This window comes from Paenibacillus baimaensis, assembly GCF_025567575.1.
Map to the genome: position 1 here is coordinate 202021 of NZ_JAOQIO010000113.1, position 14979 is coordinate 216999.

Here is a 14979-nt window from a genome sequence, read left to right on the forward strand (position 1 = left end):
GAACATGCAGTTAGGTTTGTGAAAATGTTCGAGGGGATGTGCTTGAATGAGTGCGCAGTACACTCTAAAGGTCGGTATGGATAAGGCGAAAGAAATGCCAATGGTCGACCTAGCATTTGAAGTATTGAGAGCAGCGAATACACCTTTTTATTATCGTGACCTGATGGCGGAAATTTCAAAAATTAAAGGTCTGTCTGAAGAGGCAGTGATGCAGGTAATCGCTCAATTATATACGGAAATCAATATCGATGGCCGATTTGCTTGTGTAGGATCGAACCTGTGGGGCTTGAAGCGCTGGTACCCGATCGAGAAATCGGAGGATACAGTGGGTAGTGGCAAACGTCCACGTATCATTAACGATGAAGACGATGATATGGACGACGATGACATGTTTGCCGAAGAAGAAGATGTATTTGTTGAGGAAGAGGATTTCGATTCCTTCGATAAACCGGCTGAAGAAGATTTTGAAGCTGAGGAAGAAATCGAAGAAGAAGGCGAGTTCTTGCCCGAAGAAGAAATCGACGAAGATGATGATAGTGATGATGAGGATCTGGATGAAGACGGCGATATTGAGACCGATCTGGACACGCTTATTGAGGAAGAGCTTGAGGATGACGAAGACGAGGAGAAATAATTCGAATCGTGACCATCTACTTGACAGCAACCCTTCGATGAGAGTAAACTATCTTCTGGGCTTTTGAAAAAGCTATTCAATTATGACTATAAAGTGCCCCGCTTTTGCCGGGGGACTTTTTATTTTTTTTGAACCAATTTATGGGAAGTGTTTGCTTTAGTTTGCCAAAAACCAAAGTTAAGCGTGTCCGACAGGACGAAAGCGACCCGAATACAACACATTATCATCAACAGTCAATGCGCCTAACGTTAAGCGTGTCCCAACGGGACAGAAGCGAGTACAATACACTGCAGTCTGGATCCGAGTTGGGAGTCCAGAGGGCACAGCCCTTTGGGGCCCTCCCTGTAGGGAGGGTTTGGGAGGGTACAAACTTAAGGGAGGTATTACATACATGACGAAGTATATATTCGTTACAGGGGGCGTGGTTTCCTCACTGGGAAAGGGCATTACAGCGGCATCGCTCGGAAGGCTACTCAAGAACCGCGGATTAAAAGTAACGATCCAGAAATTTGATCCTTACATTAATGTTGACCCGGGAACGATGAGTCCCTATCAGCATGGTGAGGTGTTTGTAACCGACGATGGCGCAGAAACGGATTTGGATTTGGGTCATTATGAGCGTTTTATCGATATTAATTTATCCAAGAGCAGTAACGTGACGACCGGTAAAGTGTACTCTTCCGTTATTACCAAAGAGCGCAGAGGCGAATATTTGGGCGGTACGGTGCAGGTTATTCCACATATTACCAATGAGATCAAGGACCGTGTTTTCCGTGCAGGCCGTGAAGCGCAATCCGATGTCGTTATTACCGAGATTGGCGGCACAGTTGGCGATATCGAGAGCTTGCCGTTTATTGAAGCCATTCGTCAAATTAAAAGCGATATAGGTCGGGATAACGTGATGTATATTCATGTTACACTCATTCCTTATCTGAAAGCAGCCGGTGAAGCCAAAACCAAGCCGACACAGCACAGCGTGAAGGAACTGCGTGGTCTGGGTATCCAGCCGCATATTATTGTATGCCGCACTGAGCATTCACTGGGAGAAGACATGAAGCGTAAGCTTGCGCTTTTCTGTGATATCGACACCAATGCGGTTATTGAATGCCATGATGTGGACACGCTGTATGAAGTGCCGATGATGCTGCGTGAGCAGGGCATGGATGATATCGTAGTTAAGCATCTCGGATTAACAAGCAATCCACCGGATATGACCGAATGGGAAAATCTAGTTCATCGCGTCAAATCTTTAGAGCATACGACTGAAATCGCAATCGTGGGTAAATATGTTGCTTTGCATGATGCTTATTTAAGCATTGTTGAAGCTTTGGGACACGCTGGCATTGATTGTAATACGGAAGTGAAGATCCGATGGATTAACGCAGAGGATGTTTATGATCACAATGTAGCGGAGCTGTTCCAAGGGGTCCAAGGTATTCTCGTACCCGGAGGCTTCGGGGACCGCGGAATTGAAGGTAAAGTATCGGCTATCCGCTATGCGCGGGAAAACAATGTACCGTTTTTTGGCATTTGCTTGGGCATGCAGGTTGCTGTCATTGAATATGCACGCAGCGTGCTGAATCTGGAGGGCGCTAACAGCTCCGAGATTAATCCGGCAACACCTTATCCGGTCATCGATTTGCTGCCGGAGCAAAAAGATATTGAGAACTTGGGCGGTACTATGCGTCTTGGTCTATACCCATGCAAACTGGTGGAAGGATCTCTTGCCATGCAGTGCTACGACGATGAGCTTGTGTACGAAAGACACCGTCACCGGTATGAGTTTAACAATGAATATCGTGAAGTAATGGAAAAGGCAGGCTTCCGGATCAGTGGTACATCGCCGGACGGACGTTTGGTTGAGATCATTGAATGCCCGACGCATCCTTGGTTTTTGGCTGTTCAATTCCATCCGGAGTTTGCTTCCAGACCGAATCGTCCGCAGCGTTTATTCAAGCATTTTGTCGAAGCCGCTTTTTCATTATCCCGAGTTTAATATATAATTATGCCCAGATGGTAAGCATAGAACATCCTTCGACAGCATATATCCAACTATAGCAAGTAACAGCGAAACTTCATACCAACTGTACACGATGTTCAGAAAATGCATGAAATGTAAAACATTTCAACTTTTTCGAAAAAAGCAGCAGGAATCTCGATATTTATATCGAATTTATCTTGATATGCTCGATGGGACAGGCCGGAATTCCGACAATCACGATCGTGGACTTGGGAGGCTGTATGGATGAAGAAGTTACTCATTGTAGATGATCAGAATGGGATCAGGATCTTATTGACGGAGGTATTCAGTACCGAAGGATACCAAACTTATCAAGCGTCGAACGGCAAGCTCGCACTGGAAATTGTCAGAACTACTTCTCCTGATTTGGTTTTACTGGATATGAAAATTCCAGGTATGGACGGATTGGACATTCTCAAGCACATTAAAAGTATCGACGCTTCGATCAAAGTCATTATGATGACAGCTTATGGCGAATTAGATATGATCAAAGAGGCAACGGATCTGGGTGCAATCATGCACTTTACGAAGCCTTTTGATATCGATGAGCTGCGGCAGGCGGTTAACATTCATTTGGGGAAGCCGAGGAATAGCTCGTATGCAGTGGGATCCTGATTACAGGGTCTCTTTTTTTTCTTATGACTATGAAAACGAAGCAGCTTGGTTATCATTTGAATTAAACTATGATATAATAACGCAGTATGACAGAAGAGCGGTCTTTGATACTTGACTCGGTCAATAACTACTAGGAGGAAGAAACATGCCATTAGTTTCAATGAATGAATTATTGCCAAAAGCAAAAGCAAACAAGTACGCAGTAGGGCAGTTCAATATGAATAACTTGGAATTTGCTCAAGCGATTGTAGATGCGGCTGAAGAATTAAAGTCTCCTTTTATTTACGGTGTAAGTGAAGGGGCTTTGAAGTATATGGGTATCGAGTTTACTGTAGCCCTTGCGGAAGCAGCAGCAAAAAAATCCGGCTTGCCAATCGCACTTCATTTGGATCACGGCAGCAGCTTTGAAGTAGCAATGAAATGTATCCGCGCAGGTTTCAGCTCGGTTATGTTTGATGGCTCCCATCATTCTTTCGAAGAAAACATTCGTTTGACGAAGGAAGTTGTTAAAGCAGCGCGCGCAATGGGCGTATCCGTTGAGGGTGAGCTCGGTACGATCGGTGGCGTGGAAGATGACATCAGCGTGGACGAGGAAAATGCAAGCTTGGCTAAACCGGAAGAAGCGATTCGTTTCTACGAAGAGACTGGCGTAGATTGCTTGGCTATCGCGGTAGGTACTGCTCACGGTATGTACGCTGGCGAGCCAAACATCCGTTTCGACATTATTCAAAAGGTGGCAAGTGCAATTCCTGTACCTGTTGTACTTCACGGCGGATCTGGCGTACCTGATGAGATGATTCGTCAAGCAATCGCTGCTGGCGTAGGTAAAATCAATGTTAACACCGAGAATCAAGTAGCGTGTACGGATGCCATTCGTGAAGCTCTCAATAAAGACGCGAAAATCTACGATCCTCGTAAATACCTCACTCCTGCCCGCAAAGCTATGGTTGAAGTCGTTAAATCCAAAATTCAATTGTTCGGAAGTTCTAACCAAGCTTAATGTCTCCAATAGGAAATGCATCGTCATGGTGCGTTTCCTTTCTATATGCATAGTACCTACCTGGAATTACCGCCCTAAATCAGTATGTAAAGCTTGACAGCAGTCATTTGGAGGGAAGATAAACGAATGGAGAAATTGATGGTTACCGGAGGTCGTCCCTTGCGGGGAACGGTCCAAATCAGCGGTGCCAAGAACAGCGCGATAGCGTTGATACCAGCTGCAATTTTATCGGAAACAACCGTTACCTTAGATAATTTGCCGGTATTGAGTGATGTTGCCATTTATTCGGAATTGTTGGAAGAATTGAATGCACCTGTGATTTGGCAAGGGGATCAGATGATTATCGATCCGAGCGCATTGCGATCCAAACCTATGCCTAATGGAAATGTTAAGAAATTGAGAGCTTCGTATTATTTAATGGGAGCGCTGCTTGGTCGTTTTGGAGAAGCAACAATTGGTTTACCTGGGGGATGCAATTTTGAACCGCGTCCGATTGATCAGCATATCAAAGGTTTTGAAGCATTAGGAGCACGTGTGAGCACCGAGAATGGGTCTTTGCACATTCAAGCCAAAGAGCTCCGCGGAGCGAAAATTTATCTCGATGTGGTTAGTGTTGGAGCTACAATTAATATTATGCTGGCTGCTTCTCGGGCCAAAGGTGTCACTTTGATTGAAAATGCGGCAAAAGAGCCTGAAATTATAGATGTTGCTACGCTATTAAATTCCATGGGTGCGAGAATCAAAGGAGCAGGAACCGAAACCATTCGTATTGAGGGTGTGGATTCCATGCATGGCTGTCGTCACTCGATTATTCCCGATCGGATTCAAGCTGGAACCTATATGATCCTTGCAGCTGCAACGCGAGGGGATGTTGTCGTGGACAATGTTATTCCGAAGCATTTGGAAGCTATCACGGCCAAATTGCAGGAGATGGGTGTTGAGATTCAGGAAATGGACGAATCCATACGCGTCATCGGTAAGCCCGAGTATGAGAGTGTGGATGTCACAGCGCTTGTATATCCAGGATTTGCTACTGATTTGCAATCACCGATGACAAGCCTCCTGACACAAACGAAGGGTACCAGCATTCTGAGTGATTATGTATACAGTAATCGCTTCAAGCATGTTCCCGAGCTAACCCGGATGGGTGCCAAAATTAAGGTTGAAGGGCGTTCCGCAGTTATTGAAGGCGGTCAGCTTAGCGCAGCAAAAGTGAAGGCTACTGATTTGCGTGCGGGAGCAGCGCTTGTGATTGCAGCACTGACAGTTCCTGATGGAGTCACCGAAATAACAGGCGTCGAATATATCGATCGTGGTTATGATCATTTGGTCAGTAATCTATCAAGCTTGGGCGCAGAGGTTTGGCGTGAGCAGGATTAGTATCGTATAGTCTCTACTTTTTTGGGTAATGCTAGAATGAGTTTCACAAAAGTACAAATATAATAGTTTGGTGGCTGAGATTATGGATATACCACTAGCGCAATTAGAAGCGCAGAAACTGACTGAGTTGTATCAGTTAGCTAAAAAACATCAAATTCCTTCCTACGGCACTTTGAAAAAGAAAGAACTCATATTTGCTATTTTACGGGCCCAGGCAGAGAAAAGCGGTCTGATGTTCATGCAGGGTGTACTCGAAATTTTGTCCGACGGCTTCGGGTTTTTACGTCCTATCAACTATCTGCCCAGTACAGAGGATATTTATATTTCCGCTTCGCAGATTCGTAAATTTGATTTAAGAAGCGGTGACCTCGTATCTGGAAAATGCAGACCTCCTAAGGAAAACGAACGTTATTTCGGATTGCTTCAGGTAGAGGCCGTCAATGGCGAAGATCCGGTAACGGCTGCTGAGCGCCTTCATTTCCCGGCGCTAACTCCGTTATACCCCGAAAAGAAAATTTTGCTGGAAACTTCTCCAACGCATCTATCGACTCGCCTTATGGATTTGCTAGCACCTGTAGGACTGGGGCAGCGTGGATTGATCGTAGCACCTCCCAAAGCTGGTAAAACGTTGCTGCTGAAGGAAATTGCTAACAGCATTTCGACCAATCATCCAGAGATCGAGCTGTTCGTGCTTCTTATTGACGAGCGCCCGGAAGAAGTAACGGATATGCAGCGTTCGGTTAAGGGCGAAGTTATTGCCTCAACTTTTGACGAGCTTCCCGAGAATCACATCAAGGTCGCTGAGCTTGTGCTTGAAAGGGCCATGCGTTTAGTTGAACACAAAAAAGATGTCGTCATTTTGATGGATAGTATTACACGGTTGGCTCGTGCCTACAATTTGGTAGTTCCACCATCTGGCCGTACATTGTCTGGCGGTATTGATCCGGGTGCTTTTCATCGTCCCAAACGTTTCTTCGGTGCTGCGCGTAACATCGAAGAGGGTGGCAGCCTGACGATTTTGGCAACGGCACTCATTGAGACCGGTTCCCGTATGGATGACGTCATTTATGAAGAATTTAAAGGTACAGGTAATTTAGAGCTGCATCTGGATCGCAAATTGGCCGAGCGTCGTATTTTCCCATCAATCGATATGCGTCGTTCAGGAACACGTCGTGAAGAAATGCTCTTAAGCAAAGATGTGCTGGATAAAGTATGGGCAATTCGCAAGAGCATGAATGAATCACATGAATATGTAGAAGCTTTTATCAAGAAGCTGGTTGATACCAAAACGAATCAGGAGTTCCTGGATACACTGGAAAAACTGGGAAATGGCTCTAGCAAACCGCCGGTTAGCAGTAATTCCTCGTCGTCCGTGAATAAGCCTTTGGCTAACGGTTCCGCCTCTTCCGCGGTAAGTAAGCCATCATCCAATGGGAGTATGAATACTTCTTCTGCAGTAAGTAAGCCGCCGTCCACGAGCAGCGCTTCATCCGCAGCAAGCAAGCCGACAACCTCCAGCAGAACCTCGTCAGCAATAAGCAAGCCATCATCTGGCAGAAGCAGTGCTGCTTCGTCAGCAAGCAAATCATCCGTCAGCACCAGCAGTTCTACCACAGGCTCGGCTCCGTTGTCTTCCAGCAATGAGGACACCTTGTCCCCTACGCCGAATACAACTACCAAGCGTGTGAAGAATTCTGCGTCGTAATTCAACAGGTTAGGAGTACAATGCTATGAATTTAGTCTACGCCGACCTCGACGGGAACTTATTTGACCATCCCGATTATATTGCGCTTGGTCGCAATGGGGATATGGTCACTGATATTATGGAAGATGAGTTAATCCCATTGCCTGAAGGGGCAACCATGGTTAGCTTGCCTTTTACCAAGCCGATCGGGATAAATCTGAAATCCGGAGACATGCAGGTTGTTCCCGGTAACGTACAGGCGGTTGGGGCGCTGTTACCACAAGGTTTTACACGATTGCTAATTCCAAGCTATGTGAAGTCGGATGCAAGCAAGTTGCTTCCTTTATTCGGTTATACAGCGGTTGTTTGGAAAGATGGAGGGTTTTATGTAGCCGCACATGCGACAGACGATCCCGAACCATGGAATCCGCGTAACTGTGATCCGGCAGAGCTGGAAGTTCAGGTACAGCAATTTCTTCAGCAATACGGTGACAATCGGGTATTCCAGCATCTGTCCAAATGTGCGTTGGAATACGAATGCCTAACCGCATCGAATACATTTTTAAACCGTCTGGAAGGGTCAATACCAGTTTCCTTTTCCTGTAATGCCGGTTGCTTTGGCTGTATATCGGAGCAGCCTGATGATAGCGGCTTCCTTGCACCACAGACGCGTATGAACTTCAAGCCGACTGTCGATGAAGTCGTGCAGGTTATGCTCCAGCATCTAAAGACGCCGGATAACATCGTGAGCTTCGGCCAAGGTTGCGAGGGAGAACCATCTACCCAGGCGCCTACCATTATCGAGGCGATCAAGCGAGTTCGGCAGCAGACGGACGCTGGTTACATTAACATCAATACCAACGCCGGACTAACGGATCATATTCGGGGTATCGTGGATGCAGGCTTGAATCTGATGAGAGTCAGCACGATCAGTGCGCTGGATGATCACTATAATGCTTATTATAAGCCGCGCGGCTACACACTCAAAAATGTGGAAAAATCGCTGCGTTATGCTGCTGATAAGGGTGTAATCACTTCAATTAACTATTTGATCTTCCCGGGAGTTACGGATCGTGAGGAAGAGATTGAAGCGATGATCGAGTTTGTGCGTCGTACCGACTTGAAGCTGATCCAACTGCGCAATTTAAATATTGACCCGGAAAGCTATTTACAGCTGATCCCCAAGGCACAGGGTGAGCTATTTGGTATGAGGCAAATGCTGGAGATTTTTGAACAAGAACTTCCCGATGTTATTTTGGGCTCCTATACACATTTGCCTGAATCATTAAAACAAAGAAGATACTTGCAACAATCTCAGTAGTCATGCTATAATCTGCTCATGTGTTCAATTAGAACTCTGATTCACATGGTGTTTCAGGGCAAAAGAGGTGAAAGAAATGAAAGAAGCTATCCATCCGACTTACCACAACACAACAATTTCTTGTGCTTGCGGCAATGTTATCGAAACAGGTTCGGTTAAAGCTAATCTTCGTACTGAAATTTGCTCTTCCTGCCATCCTTTCTACACTGGTAAACAAAAGTTTATCGATGCTGGCGGACGTGTTGATAAATTCAAAAAGAAATACGGCGTATAATTCGGCCTATTTCCACTATTTTATTGCATAAACCCACCTCCTGTGGCAAACCTAAGAGCGAAAGCTTTTAGACCATGCTGCAGGAGGTGTTTTTATGTTCAAATCTCATTTATTCAGATGGGCGTTGACAGGTGCATTGCTCATGATGCCCGTCGCGCTTGCGTCTTGTCAGAAACAAAGCGCAGGGCCCAAGGTACAATCGTACGCTCAGGATGGATTGCTTGGGATCAGTGACGTGAATCCGAACATGCCGATGAGTCCAACTTACCATACGTATGGGGAAGACACGAATCTGATGCAGGCAACGATCGACCAGGTACCTCATGTAATTGATTCCAATATTCGAATTAATGGACCTGTAGCTACTGTTAATATTCATGTTCCAGCAGAACTGACTGCTGAGGAAACGGCTGCAGTGGCACGGGATGCGCAAGACAAATTGACCAAAGCGATGCCAAGATACACGATGAAGGTTACGGTTTCCCGAAAATAATGACGGGTTGCTATTTCGCAATAAATCGACTATACTTATGTTTGCCGTGCTAGACGGGGAGGCAGCGGTGCCCTGTAACCCGCAATCCGCTACAGCGGGGTTGATCGCCTACATGCGGTATTGCGATGTGAGGTTTGGGTTTTAGAATCGGTGTTGAGAGCTGGGTCCTTCGCAATGGATGCCTGTGAATCCGGTCAGGTTCGGAAGGAAGCAGCCGTAAGTGGGATGTTTCATGTGCCGAAGGGTTGCCTGGCTTGAGTCGAGACTAAAAATTCCACTTGGATCGTAATATCAAAGTAGGTGCACGGTTATATCCAATTTATGTAACCAATAAGGTGTAACGAACATACGAGCATTATGAACAACCATTGTAATAGGTTGACTCATAGTGTTTTTTTGTGTTTTTAGAAGGAAAATGAAATATTTAGGAGAATTGTATACTAAAGTTAACTTGTTTTGGTAGTAAGGGGTGGAGCGATGCAGCATGAACTCAATTTATTACAGCAGTTTGCAGGCACTTTTTTAAAGGATATCAATATGGGGGTCTTTGTAATAAACACCGATTTTGAATTGGTGGATATTAGTGACATGGCATGCCGTGTATTAGGGTTGAAAAAAGAAGAGGTTATGAACCAATCGATGGATAGTATTTTTGTCGAGCTCCCTGCGGAGCACCGTTTAGTACATCGCAATATATTAGAAGGTATGGTCGTACGTAATCATGCGCTGTCGTGGACTAATAATCAAGACCGGTATGAGTTGCTGCTTGATTCCAATGTGCTTCGTGATGAGCAGAACAAAATTGTCGGGGCTTATATCATTTTTAAAGATGTCACTAATCTGCGCTCATTGGAAGAGCAGGTACGTAGAAGTGACCGGTTGGCGATGATTGGGCAGATTGCAGCGGGCACGGCTCATGAGATTCGTAATCCATTAACGTCCATTAAGGGATTTCTTCAGATGCTGCGAAAAACGCTTCAAATTCACGGAATGGATCGTGAGAGCGGATTTGCCGATATTATGCTGGGTGAAATCAATCGTATTAACGAATTGGTCAGTGAATTTCTGCTATTAAGCAAACCGAAGAACGTAACGTATCAGTCGCTTGATATTTCTCAGGTTATTAAAGAAATGCTGCCGATCATTAATAATGAAGCTGTACTACATAGGGTCATTGTCAGATATGATGCTGCGGAAAAGCTGCCGCAGGTTATAGCGGATGGTGAGCTGTTAAAACAGGTTTTTTTGAACATATGCAAAAATGGCATCGAGGCTATGGTGGATGGCGGGCAGCTGGTGTTGACAGAAAGAGTCGATGTGGAGGAGCGAATTGTAAGCATCGATATCCATGATTCAGGGCCCGGCATTCCGATGTTTGTCATTGATAAAATTTTTGATCCCTTTTTTACGACCAAGGATGAAGGTACTGGCCTGGGGCTGTCTGTGTGTCAACGAATTATCCATGATGTAGGCGGGCATATCCGTGTTTCCTCCAAAGGCTTCGGTACTACGTTTACGGTAGGAATCCCGTACCCGTAAGTACTTCATTCGCGCGGGTAAGTGTAGTATACTATAGAGGATGAACCACTATTGGAGCTGACGCTATGGCACATATCGCTTTATACCGAACGTGGAGACCGCAGGCTTTCCGAGATATTGTAGGTCAGAAGCATATCGTACAAACACTTCAAAATTCGCTGCGTGAAGGGCGGGTTACACACGCTTATTTGTTTAATGGTCCACGAGGAACAGGGAAAACGAGTGCTGCCAAAATATTGGCCAAAGCCGTTAACTGCCTGAGTGGTCCTGCTGAAGAGCCCTGCAACCAATGTGCCAATTGTATCCGTATTACGGAAGGTGCCGTGATGGATGTAGTGGAAATCGATGCCGCCTCTAATCGGGGGGTAGAAGAGATCCGTGATATTCGTGACAAAGTGAAATATGCACCTACCGAAGTTCGCCAAAAGGTGTATATTATCGATGAAGTACACATGCTGACAACAGAGGCATTTAATGCACTCCTCAAAACATTAGAAGAACCGCCTCCCCATGTGATGTTCATTCTTGCTACTACTGAGCCTCATAAGCTGCCAGCAACGATTATTTCCCGCTGCCAACGGTTTGACTTCCGGCGTGTTTCACTGGATGAACAGGTTGAACGTCTTCATCTGGTGTGTCAGGAAGAACAGATAGAGGCTGAGGAGAACGCCCTCCGCTTCATTGCCCGTTTGTCCGATGGCGGGATGCGGGATGCACTAAGCTTGCTGGATCAAATTATGGCATTTTCGGGTAAACGCGTTACGTATGATGATGTAGTATCGATTACCGGGGGAATGGCCTCAGATCAATTTCAAATACTGGTCGAGGCCATCAAGCGCCGAGATGTACCGGCCGTATTGCAATTAATCGACTCATTTATGCAAGAGGGCAAAAGCGCAGATAAATGTATGGAGAATCTGCTCTTCTATTTCCGTGATTTGCTGATGGTTAAGCTGGTGCCTGACTCACAGGCTGTCACGGATCGTATTCATGATGTCAAAGCGTTCGTATCCGTGGCAGCAGCGTTCACGTCACAGGAGCTCATTTCCATGATCGACTCGCTTAATTATTATCAGACAGAGATGAAGTACTCCGTTCAGCCGCAGACACTGCTTGAGGTTGCCTTGATGAAGCTTTGCAGTGTATCAGCAGCGGATTCAGGTGTAGCTGCAGCTTTGGAGTCGACTGGTACATTGCAGGCGGCTGGAGAGTCGGCACCCAGAGATCGTGCGTCCGATGGGCTGGTAACCCAGCTAACCAGTCGGATTCAGCGTCTTGAGGAGCAGTTGGCTCAGCTGCTGAAGCAGGGGGTTGGATCGTCCGCAGCGAGTTCGAACAGCGGCAGTAGTCCTTCGGGAACTGGCATGCGAACTTCGTCTAATCCCGCTGCCATGAAGAAAAGCGTTGAGAAGCTGGATGGCTACTTGCTTGGCAGGGAAGAACCGGAATGCAAGAACGTGCTTCAAAAGTGGGGGCAAGTATTGTCCCGCGTTAAAGAGCAAAAAATAACGATTCATGCCTGGCTCGTAGACGGAGAGCCGGTCTCGCTGCATAATGATAATGTACTGGTTGCTTTTAAAAGCGCCATGCATCGGGAGACGACCGAGAAGCCAGCTAACAAACCGATGATTGAACAGGTAATGGCTGAAGTAATGGGTAGACCGCTGAAGCTGGTTACCATTATGCTTAAGGATTGGAACGCTGCTTCAGATGAATCGAAGAATGTAGTCAGAAGTAAAGAAGAGCTCAAGCTTATCCCTGAGGGAGAACCTGATGCTCCTGCGAATGAACAATGGATCGACGAAGCCATTAAATTGTTTGGCGCCGATCTCGTAGAGATCAAGTCGGATTGATGAACAAATAATTAAGGTACTTCATTTGAGGTACACAATGACACCTACATGACTGAGGAGCTGAATCGAATGAATAATATGAATCAAATGATGAAGCAAGTAAAAAAAATGCAAGAGCAAATGCTGAAGACTCAAGAGGAGTTGGCTCTTAAATCAGTTGAAGGAACAGCAGGCGGTGGCGTTGTCACGGTTGTCGTGAACGGCCAAAAGAAAGTAACCTCCATCTTGATTAAACCCGAGGCTGTGGATCCTGATGATGTCGAAATGCTGCAGGATCTTGTGTTGACAGCTATTAACGATGCCATGACCAAAGCCGAAGAGTTGGCTAACAAAGAAATGGGACGTTTAACCGGTGGCGTGAACATTCCAGGTCTATTCTAGTCTTCGAGTCCGATCACACTATAAGAGCGCGATCTCACAGGCGTTTCTCTATGAAGCGTCCTGTTTTTATGATCAGGCTCTATAAGGAGCTATCCCTTTGTTTTATCCCGAACCGCTAGCGAAACTTATCGATGCCTTTTCCCGATTGCCGGGTATTGGACCCAAAACAGCGGCACGACATGCTTTTCATGTGCTGCGCATGAAGGAAGAGGATTGCATCGAATTTGCCAAAGCTTTAGTCAATGTCAAAAGAAATCTGCACTACTGCTCGGTATGCTGTAACATTACGGATATGGATCCATGCCGCATTTGTCAGGACAAAGGCAGGGACCGATCTATCATTTGTGTCGTTCAAGAGCCTAAGGACTTGGTTGCTATGGAGAGAACGAGAGAGTTTAATGGTTATTACCACGTTCTTCATGGTGCTATTTCTCCAATGGAAGGTATCGGTCCGGATGAGCTCCGCATAGCTGATTTGTTGAAACGTTTGGGTGATGAACAGGTTCAGGAGCTTATTCTTGCTACTAACCCCAACATTGAAGGAGAAGCAACCGCGATGTATTTGTCTAGATTGGTGCGTTCCTTTGGGCTCAAAGTTACCCGAATTGCTCACGGGCTTCCGGTAGGCGGAGATTTGGAATATGCAGATGAGGTAACGCTAACCAAATCGCTTGAAGGCCGTCGTGAAATATAAGCCCGCATTAGAAATGAGTATGAATTAAAGATTCAACCAACAAAAGTCTTGCAGGTCATTCCTGTAAGGCTTTTTTATGTTGTGACCATAGTTCTATTAATGCTATCGATTCCATACTTATAGAGTATAGGACAAACATGTTTAATGGCGGCTGAGGGAGCTGGTGGACATGTTCGTCGTCTTATACATGTATGCTTAAGGAGGGATCGCATGGGAATGTGGGATCGTGTTACGCGTGAACAACGGAAGGATATGCAGCTTCTTAACAGTGAAAAGATGCAATTGCTACAGGAAATTGAGAAGGCGCGCTTGGATTGGGTTACGGCTCAGCATCGTCTTGATATCGTCATTGAACATGATCAGATAGATTATGCGATCTATGCCTTGGAAGCTTCTCAGAAGCGCTTGGACATGCTGTTTAAACAAGCCAAGAGGATGAAGCTATCTGCGTGGGATGTCCGTAACAGTAAAAGTGAGATTGTAACATTTAAATAAAGGCATAGCGTTTTGCTAATGAGATAGCTTGCTAAGGCAGCGGTAACATTTTTATACAGTTAGCTGGCTGTGCAAAGCCTTGGGAGGGTGACATAAAGTACATGACGAAGCTATATTTACTGTGGGGGATACTTAGCATTTCAATAATATTACTGATGATTATCTTGTTTCGCTATAGACAAGCTTTCCAATGGCTCGGATATCTTTGTTTTAATGTTGCATTAGCTGCTTTTTTATTGTATATTGTAAATCTGCTTGAAGGCTATACACAATTGGAAGTGCCTATAAACCCCGTAACTGTAGGAACAATAAGTGTTTTGGGTATACCTGGACTTCTCATGTTGGTTGCTTTGAAGCTGTGGATTGTTTGATAGTCTGGCTGAAAATCGTAAGTATCTTTTATTTTAAAAAAAGACTTGCATTAACTTCTGAAGTTGTGTTATATTAAAGAAGTCGCCGATAAAAGAAATGCGATTAAAGCGGTAACGTATTAAAGTAATAAAAGCAGTTAATTAATAATGAATTTTGTAGCATTTGTCCTTTGAAAACTGAATCAACGAGTGAGTAAATAGCAGTACAAGAGAATGCAAATTCTC

14 protein-coding genes, 1 other RNA gene and 1 pseudogene are annotated in these 14979 nt (G+C 45.3%); all 16 read left to right on the top strand.

The window, feature by feature from the left end; all coding sequences use genetic code 11:
- Nucleotides 1–46 precede the first annotated feature (46 nt).
- The 16 genes and pseudogenes from rpoE to OB236_RS34070 all read left to right on the top strand — a co-directional run bounded on the left by rpoE (nucleotide 47) and on the right by OB236_RS34070 (nucleotide 14754).
- Nucleotides 47–634: a DNA-directed RNA polymerase subunit delta gene (rpoE, locus tag OB236_RS33995; protein ID WP_076237217.1), complete on the top strand. Its 588-nt coding sequence runs from the start codon at nucleotides 47–49 to the stop codon at nucleotides 632–634.
- A gap of 391 nt (nucleotides 635–1025) precedes the next feature.
- The gene (locus tag OB236_RS34000; protein ID WP_076237219.1) at nucleotides 1026–2630 is read left to right on the top strand and encodes a CTP synthase; all 1605 of its coding nucleotides are present in this window, start codon (nucleotides 1026–1028) and stop codon (nucleotides 2628–2630) included.
- Nucleotides 2631–2879: 249 nt separating this feature from the next.
- Complete coding sequence (locus OB236_RS34005) at nucleotides 2880–3269, top strand: response regulator (RefSeq protein WP_076237221.1); 390 nt, start codon at nucleotides 2880–2882, stop codon at nucleotides 3267–3269.
- Nucleotides 3270–3414: 145 nt separating this feature from the next.
- Entirely contained in the window at nucleotides 3415–4269 is an 855-nt protein-coding gene (gene fba / locus OB236_RS34010) for a class II fructose-1,6-bisphosphate aldolase (RefSeq protein ID WP_076237223.1), read from the top strand.
- Between the two features lie 126 nt (nucleotides 4270–4395).
- A complete protein-coding gene (locus OB236_RS34015; protein WP_076237225.1) occupies nucleotides 4396–5649 on the top strand; it encodes a UDP-N-acetylglucosamine 1-carboxyvinyltransferase in 1254 nt (417 codons plus the stop codon).
- A gap of 82 nt (nucleotides 5650–5731) precedes the next feature.
- Nucleotides 5732–7078, top strand: a pseudogene (gene rho, locus OB236_RS34020) (transcription termination factor Rho); the annotation flags it as partial.
- A gap of 301 nt (nucleotides 7079–7379) precedes the next feature.
- Nucleotides 7380–8654, top strand: coding sequence for a radical SAM protein (locus tag OB236_RS34025; protein WP_262688019.1), 1275 nt, complete (start codon nucleotides 7380–7382; stop codon nucleotides 8652–8654).
- Between the two features lie 76 nt (nucleotides 8655–8730).
- Nucleotides 8731–8928, top strand: a complete 198-nt coding sequence (gene rpmE, locus OB236_RS34030) for a 50S ribosomal protein L31 (RefSeq protein WP_076237230.1) — start codon at nucleotides 8731–8733, stop codon at nucleotides 8926–8928.
- 94 nt (nucleotides 8929–9022) lie between these two features.
- Entirely contained in the window at nucleotides 9023–9421 is a 399-nt protein-coding gene (locus OB236_RS34035) for a hypothetical protein (protein ID WP_076237233.1), read from the top strand.
- Nucleotides 9422–9465: 44 nt separating this feature from the next.
- Nucleotides 9466–9729, top strand: an RNA gene (ffs, locus tag OB236_RS34040) — signal recognition particle sRNA large type.
- A 169-nt stretch (nucleotides 9730–9898) separates the two neighbouring features.
- Nucleotides 9899–10960 carry an ATP-binding protein gene (locus tag OB236_RS34045; protein WP_076237234.1) on the top strand — a complete coding sequence of 354 codons (1062 nt, stop codon included), beginning with the start codon at nucleotides 9899–9901 and terminating at the stop codon, nucleotides 10958–10960.
- Nucleotides 10961–11025: 65 nt separating this feature from the next.
- A complete protein-coding gene (gene dnaX, locus OB236_RS34050) occupies nucleotides 11026–12813 on the top strand; it encodes a DNA polymerase III subunit gamma/tau (RefSeq protein ID WP_262688020.1) in 1788 nt (595 codons plus the stop codon).
- Between the two features lie 69 nt (nucleotides 12814–12882).
- Entirely contained in the window at nucleotides 12883–13194 is a 312-nt protein-coding gene (locus OB236_RS34055; RefSeq protein ID WP_076237237.1) for a YbaB/EbfC family nucleoid-associated protein, read from the top strand.
- Between the two features lie 97 nt (nucleotides 13195–13291).
- A complete protein-coding gene (gene recR / locus OB236_RS34060; protein WP_076237239.1) occupies nucleotides 13292–13888 on the top strand; it encodes a recombination mediator RecR in 597 nt (198 codons plus the stop codon).
- 210 nt (nucleotides 13889–14098) lie between these two features.
- The gene (locus OB236_RS34065; protein WP_262688021.1) at nucleotides 14099–14383 is read left to right on the top strand and encodes a YaaL family protein; all 285 of its coding nucleotides are present in this window, start codon (nucleotides 14099–14101) and stop codon (nucleotides 14381–14383) included.
- Nucleotides 14384–14484: 101 nt separating this feature from the next.
- Nucleotides 14485–14754, top strand: coding sequence for a pro-sigmaK processing inhibitor BofA family protein (locus OB236_RS34070; RefSeq protein WP_262688022.1), 270 nt, complete (start codon nucleotides 14485–14487; stop codon nucleotides 14752–14754).
- The last annotated feature ends 225 nt before the right edge of the window (nucleotides 14755–14979 follow it).

Bases quoted from the DNA above. Each gene is read 5' to 3' on its own strand.
- rpoE (WP_076237217.1), top strand. From the start codon at position 47: ATGAGTGCGCAGTACACTCTAAAGGTCGGTATGGATAAGGCGAAAGAA.
- OB236_RS34000 (WP_076237219.1), top strand. From the start codon at position 1,026: ATGACGAAGTATATATTCGTTACAGGGGGCGTGGTTTCCTCACTGGGA.
- OB236_RS34005 (WP_076237221.1), top strand. From the start codon at position 2,880: ATGAAGAAGTTACTCATTGTAGATGATCAGAATGGGATCAGGATCTTA.
- fba (WP_076237223.1), top strand. From the start codon at position 3,415: ATGCCATTAGTTTCAATGAATGAATTATTGCCAAAAGCAAAAGCAAAC.
- OB236_RS34015 (WP_076237225.1), top strand. From the start codon at position 4,396: ATGGAGAAATTGATGGTTACCGGAGGTCGTCCCTTGCGGGGAACGGTC.
- OB236_RS34025 (WP_262688019.1), top strand. From the start codon at position 7,380: ATGAATTTAGTCTACGCCGACCTCGACGGGAACTTATTTGACCATCCC.
- rpmE (WP_076237230.1), top strand. From the start codon at position 8,731: ATGAAAGAAGCTATCCATCCGACTTACCACAACACAACAATTTCTTGT.
- OB236_RS34035 (WP_076237233.1), top strand. From the start codon at position 9,023: ATGTTCAAATCTCATTTATTCAGATGGGCGTTGACAGGTGCATTGCTC.
- OB236_RS34045 (WP_076237234.1), top strand. From the start codon at position 9,899: ATGCAGCATGAACTCAATTTATTACAGCAGTTTGCAGGCACTTTTTTA.
- dnaX (WP_262688020.1), top strand. From the start codon at position 11,026: ATGGCACATATCGCTTTATACCGAACGTGGAGACCGCAGGCTTTCCGA.
- OB236_RS34055 (WP_076237237.1), top strand. From the start codon at position 12,883: ATGAATAATATGAATCAAATGATGAAGCAAGTAAAAAAAATGCAAGAG.
- OB236_RS34065 (WP_262688021.1), top strand. From the start codon at position 14,099: ATGGGAATGTGGGATCGTGTTACGCGTGAACAACGGAAGGATATGCAG.
- OB236_RS34070 (WP_262688022.1), top strand. From the start codon at position 14,485: ATGACGAAGCTATATTTACTGTGGGGGATACTTAGCATTTCAATAATA.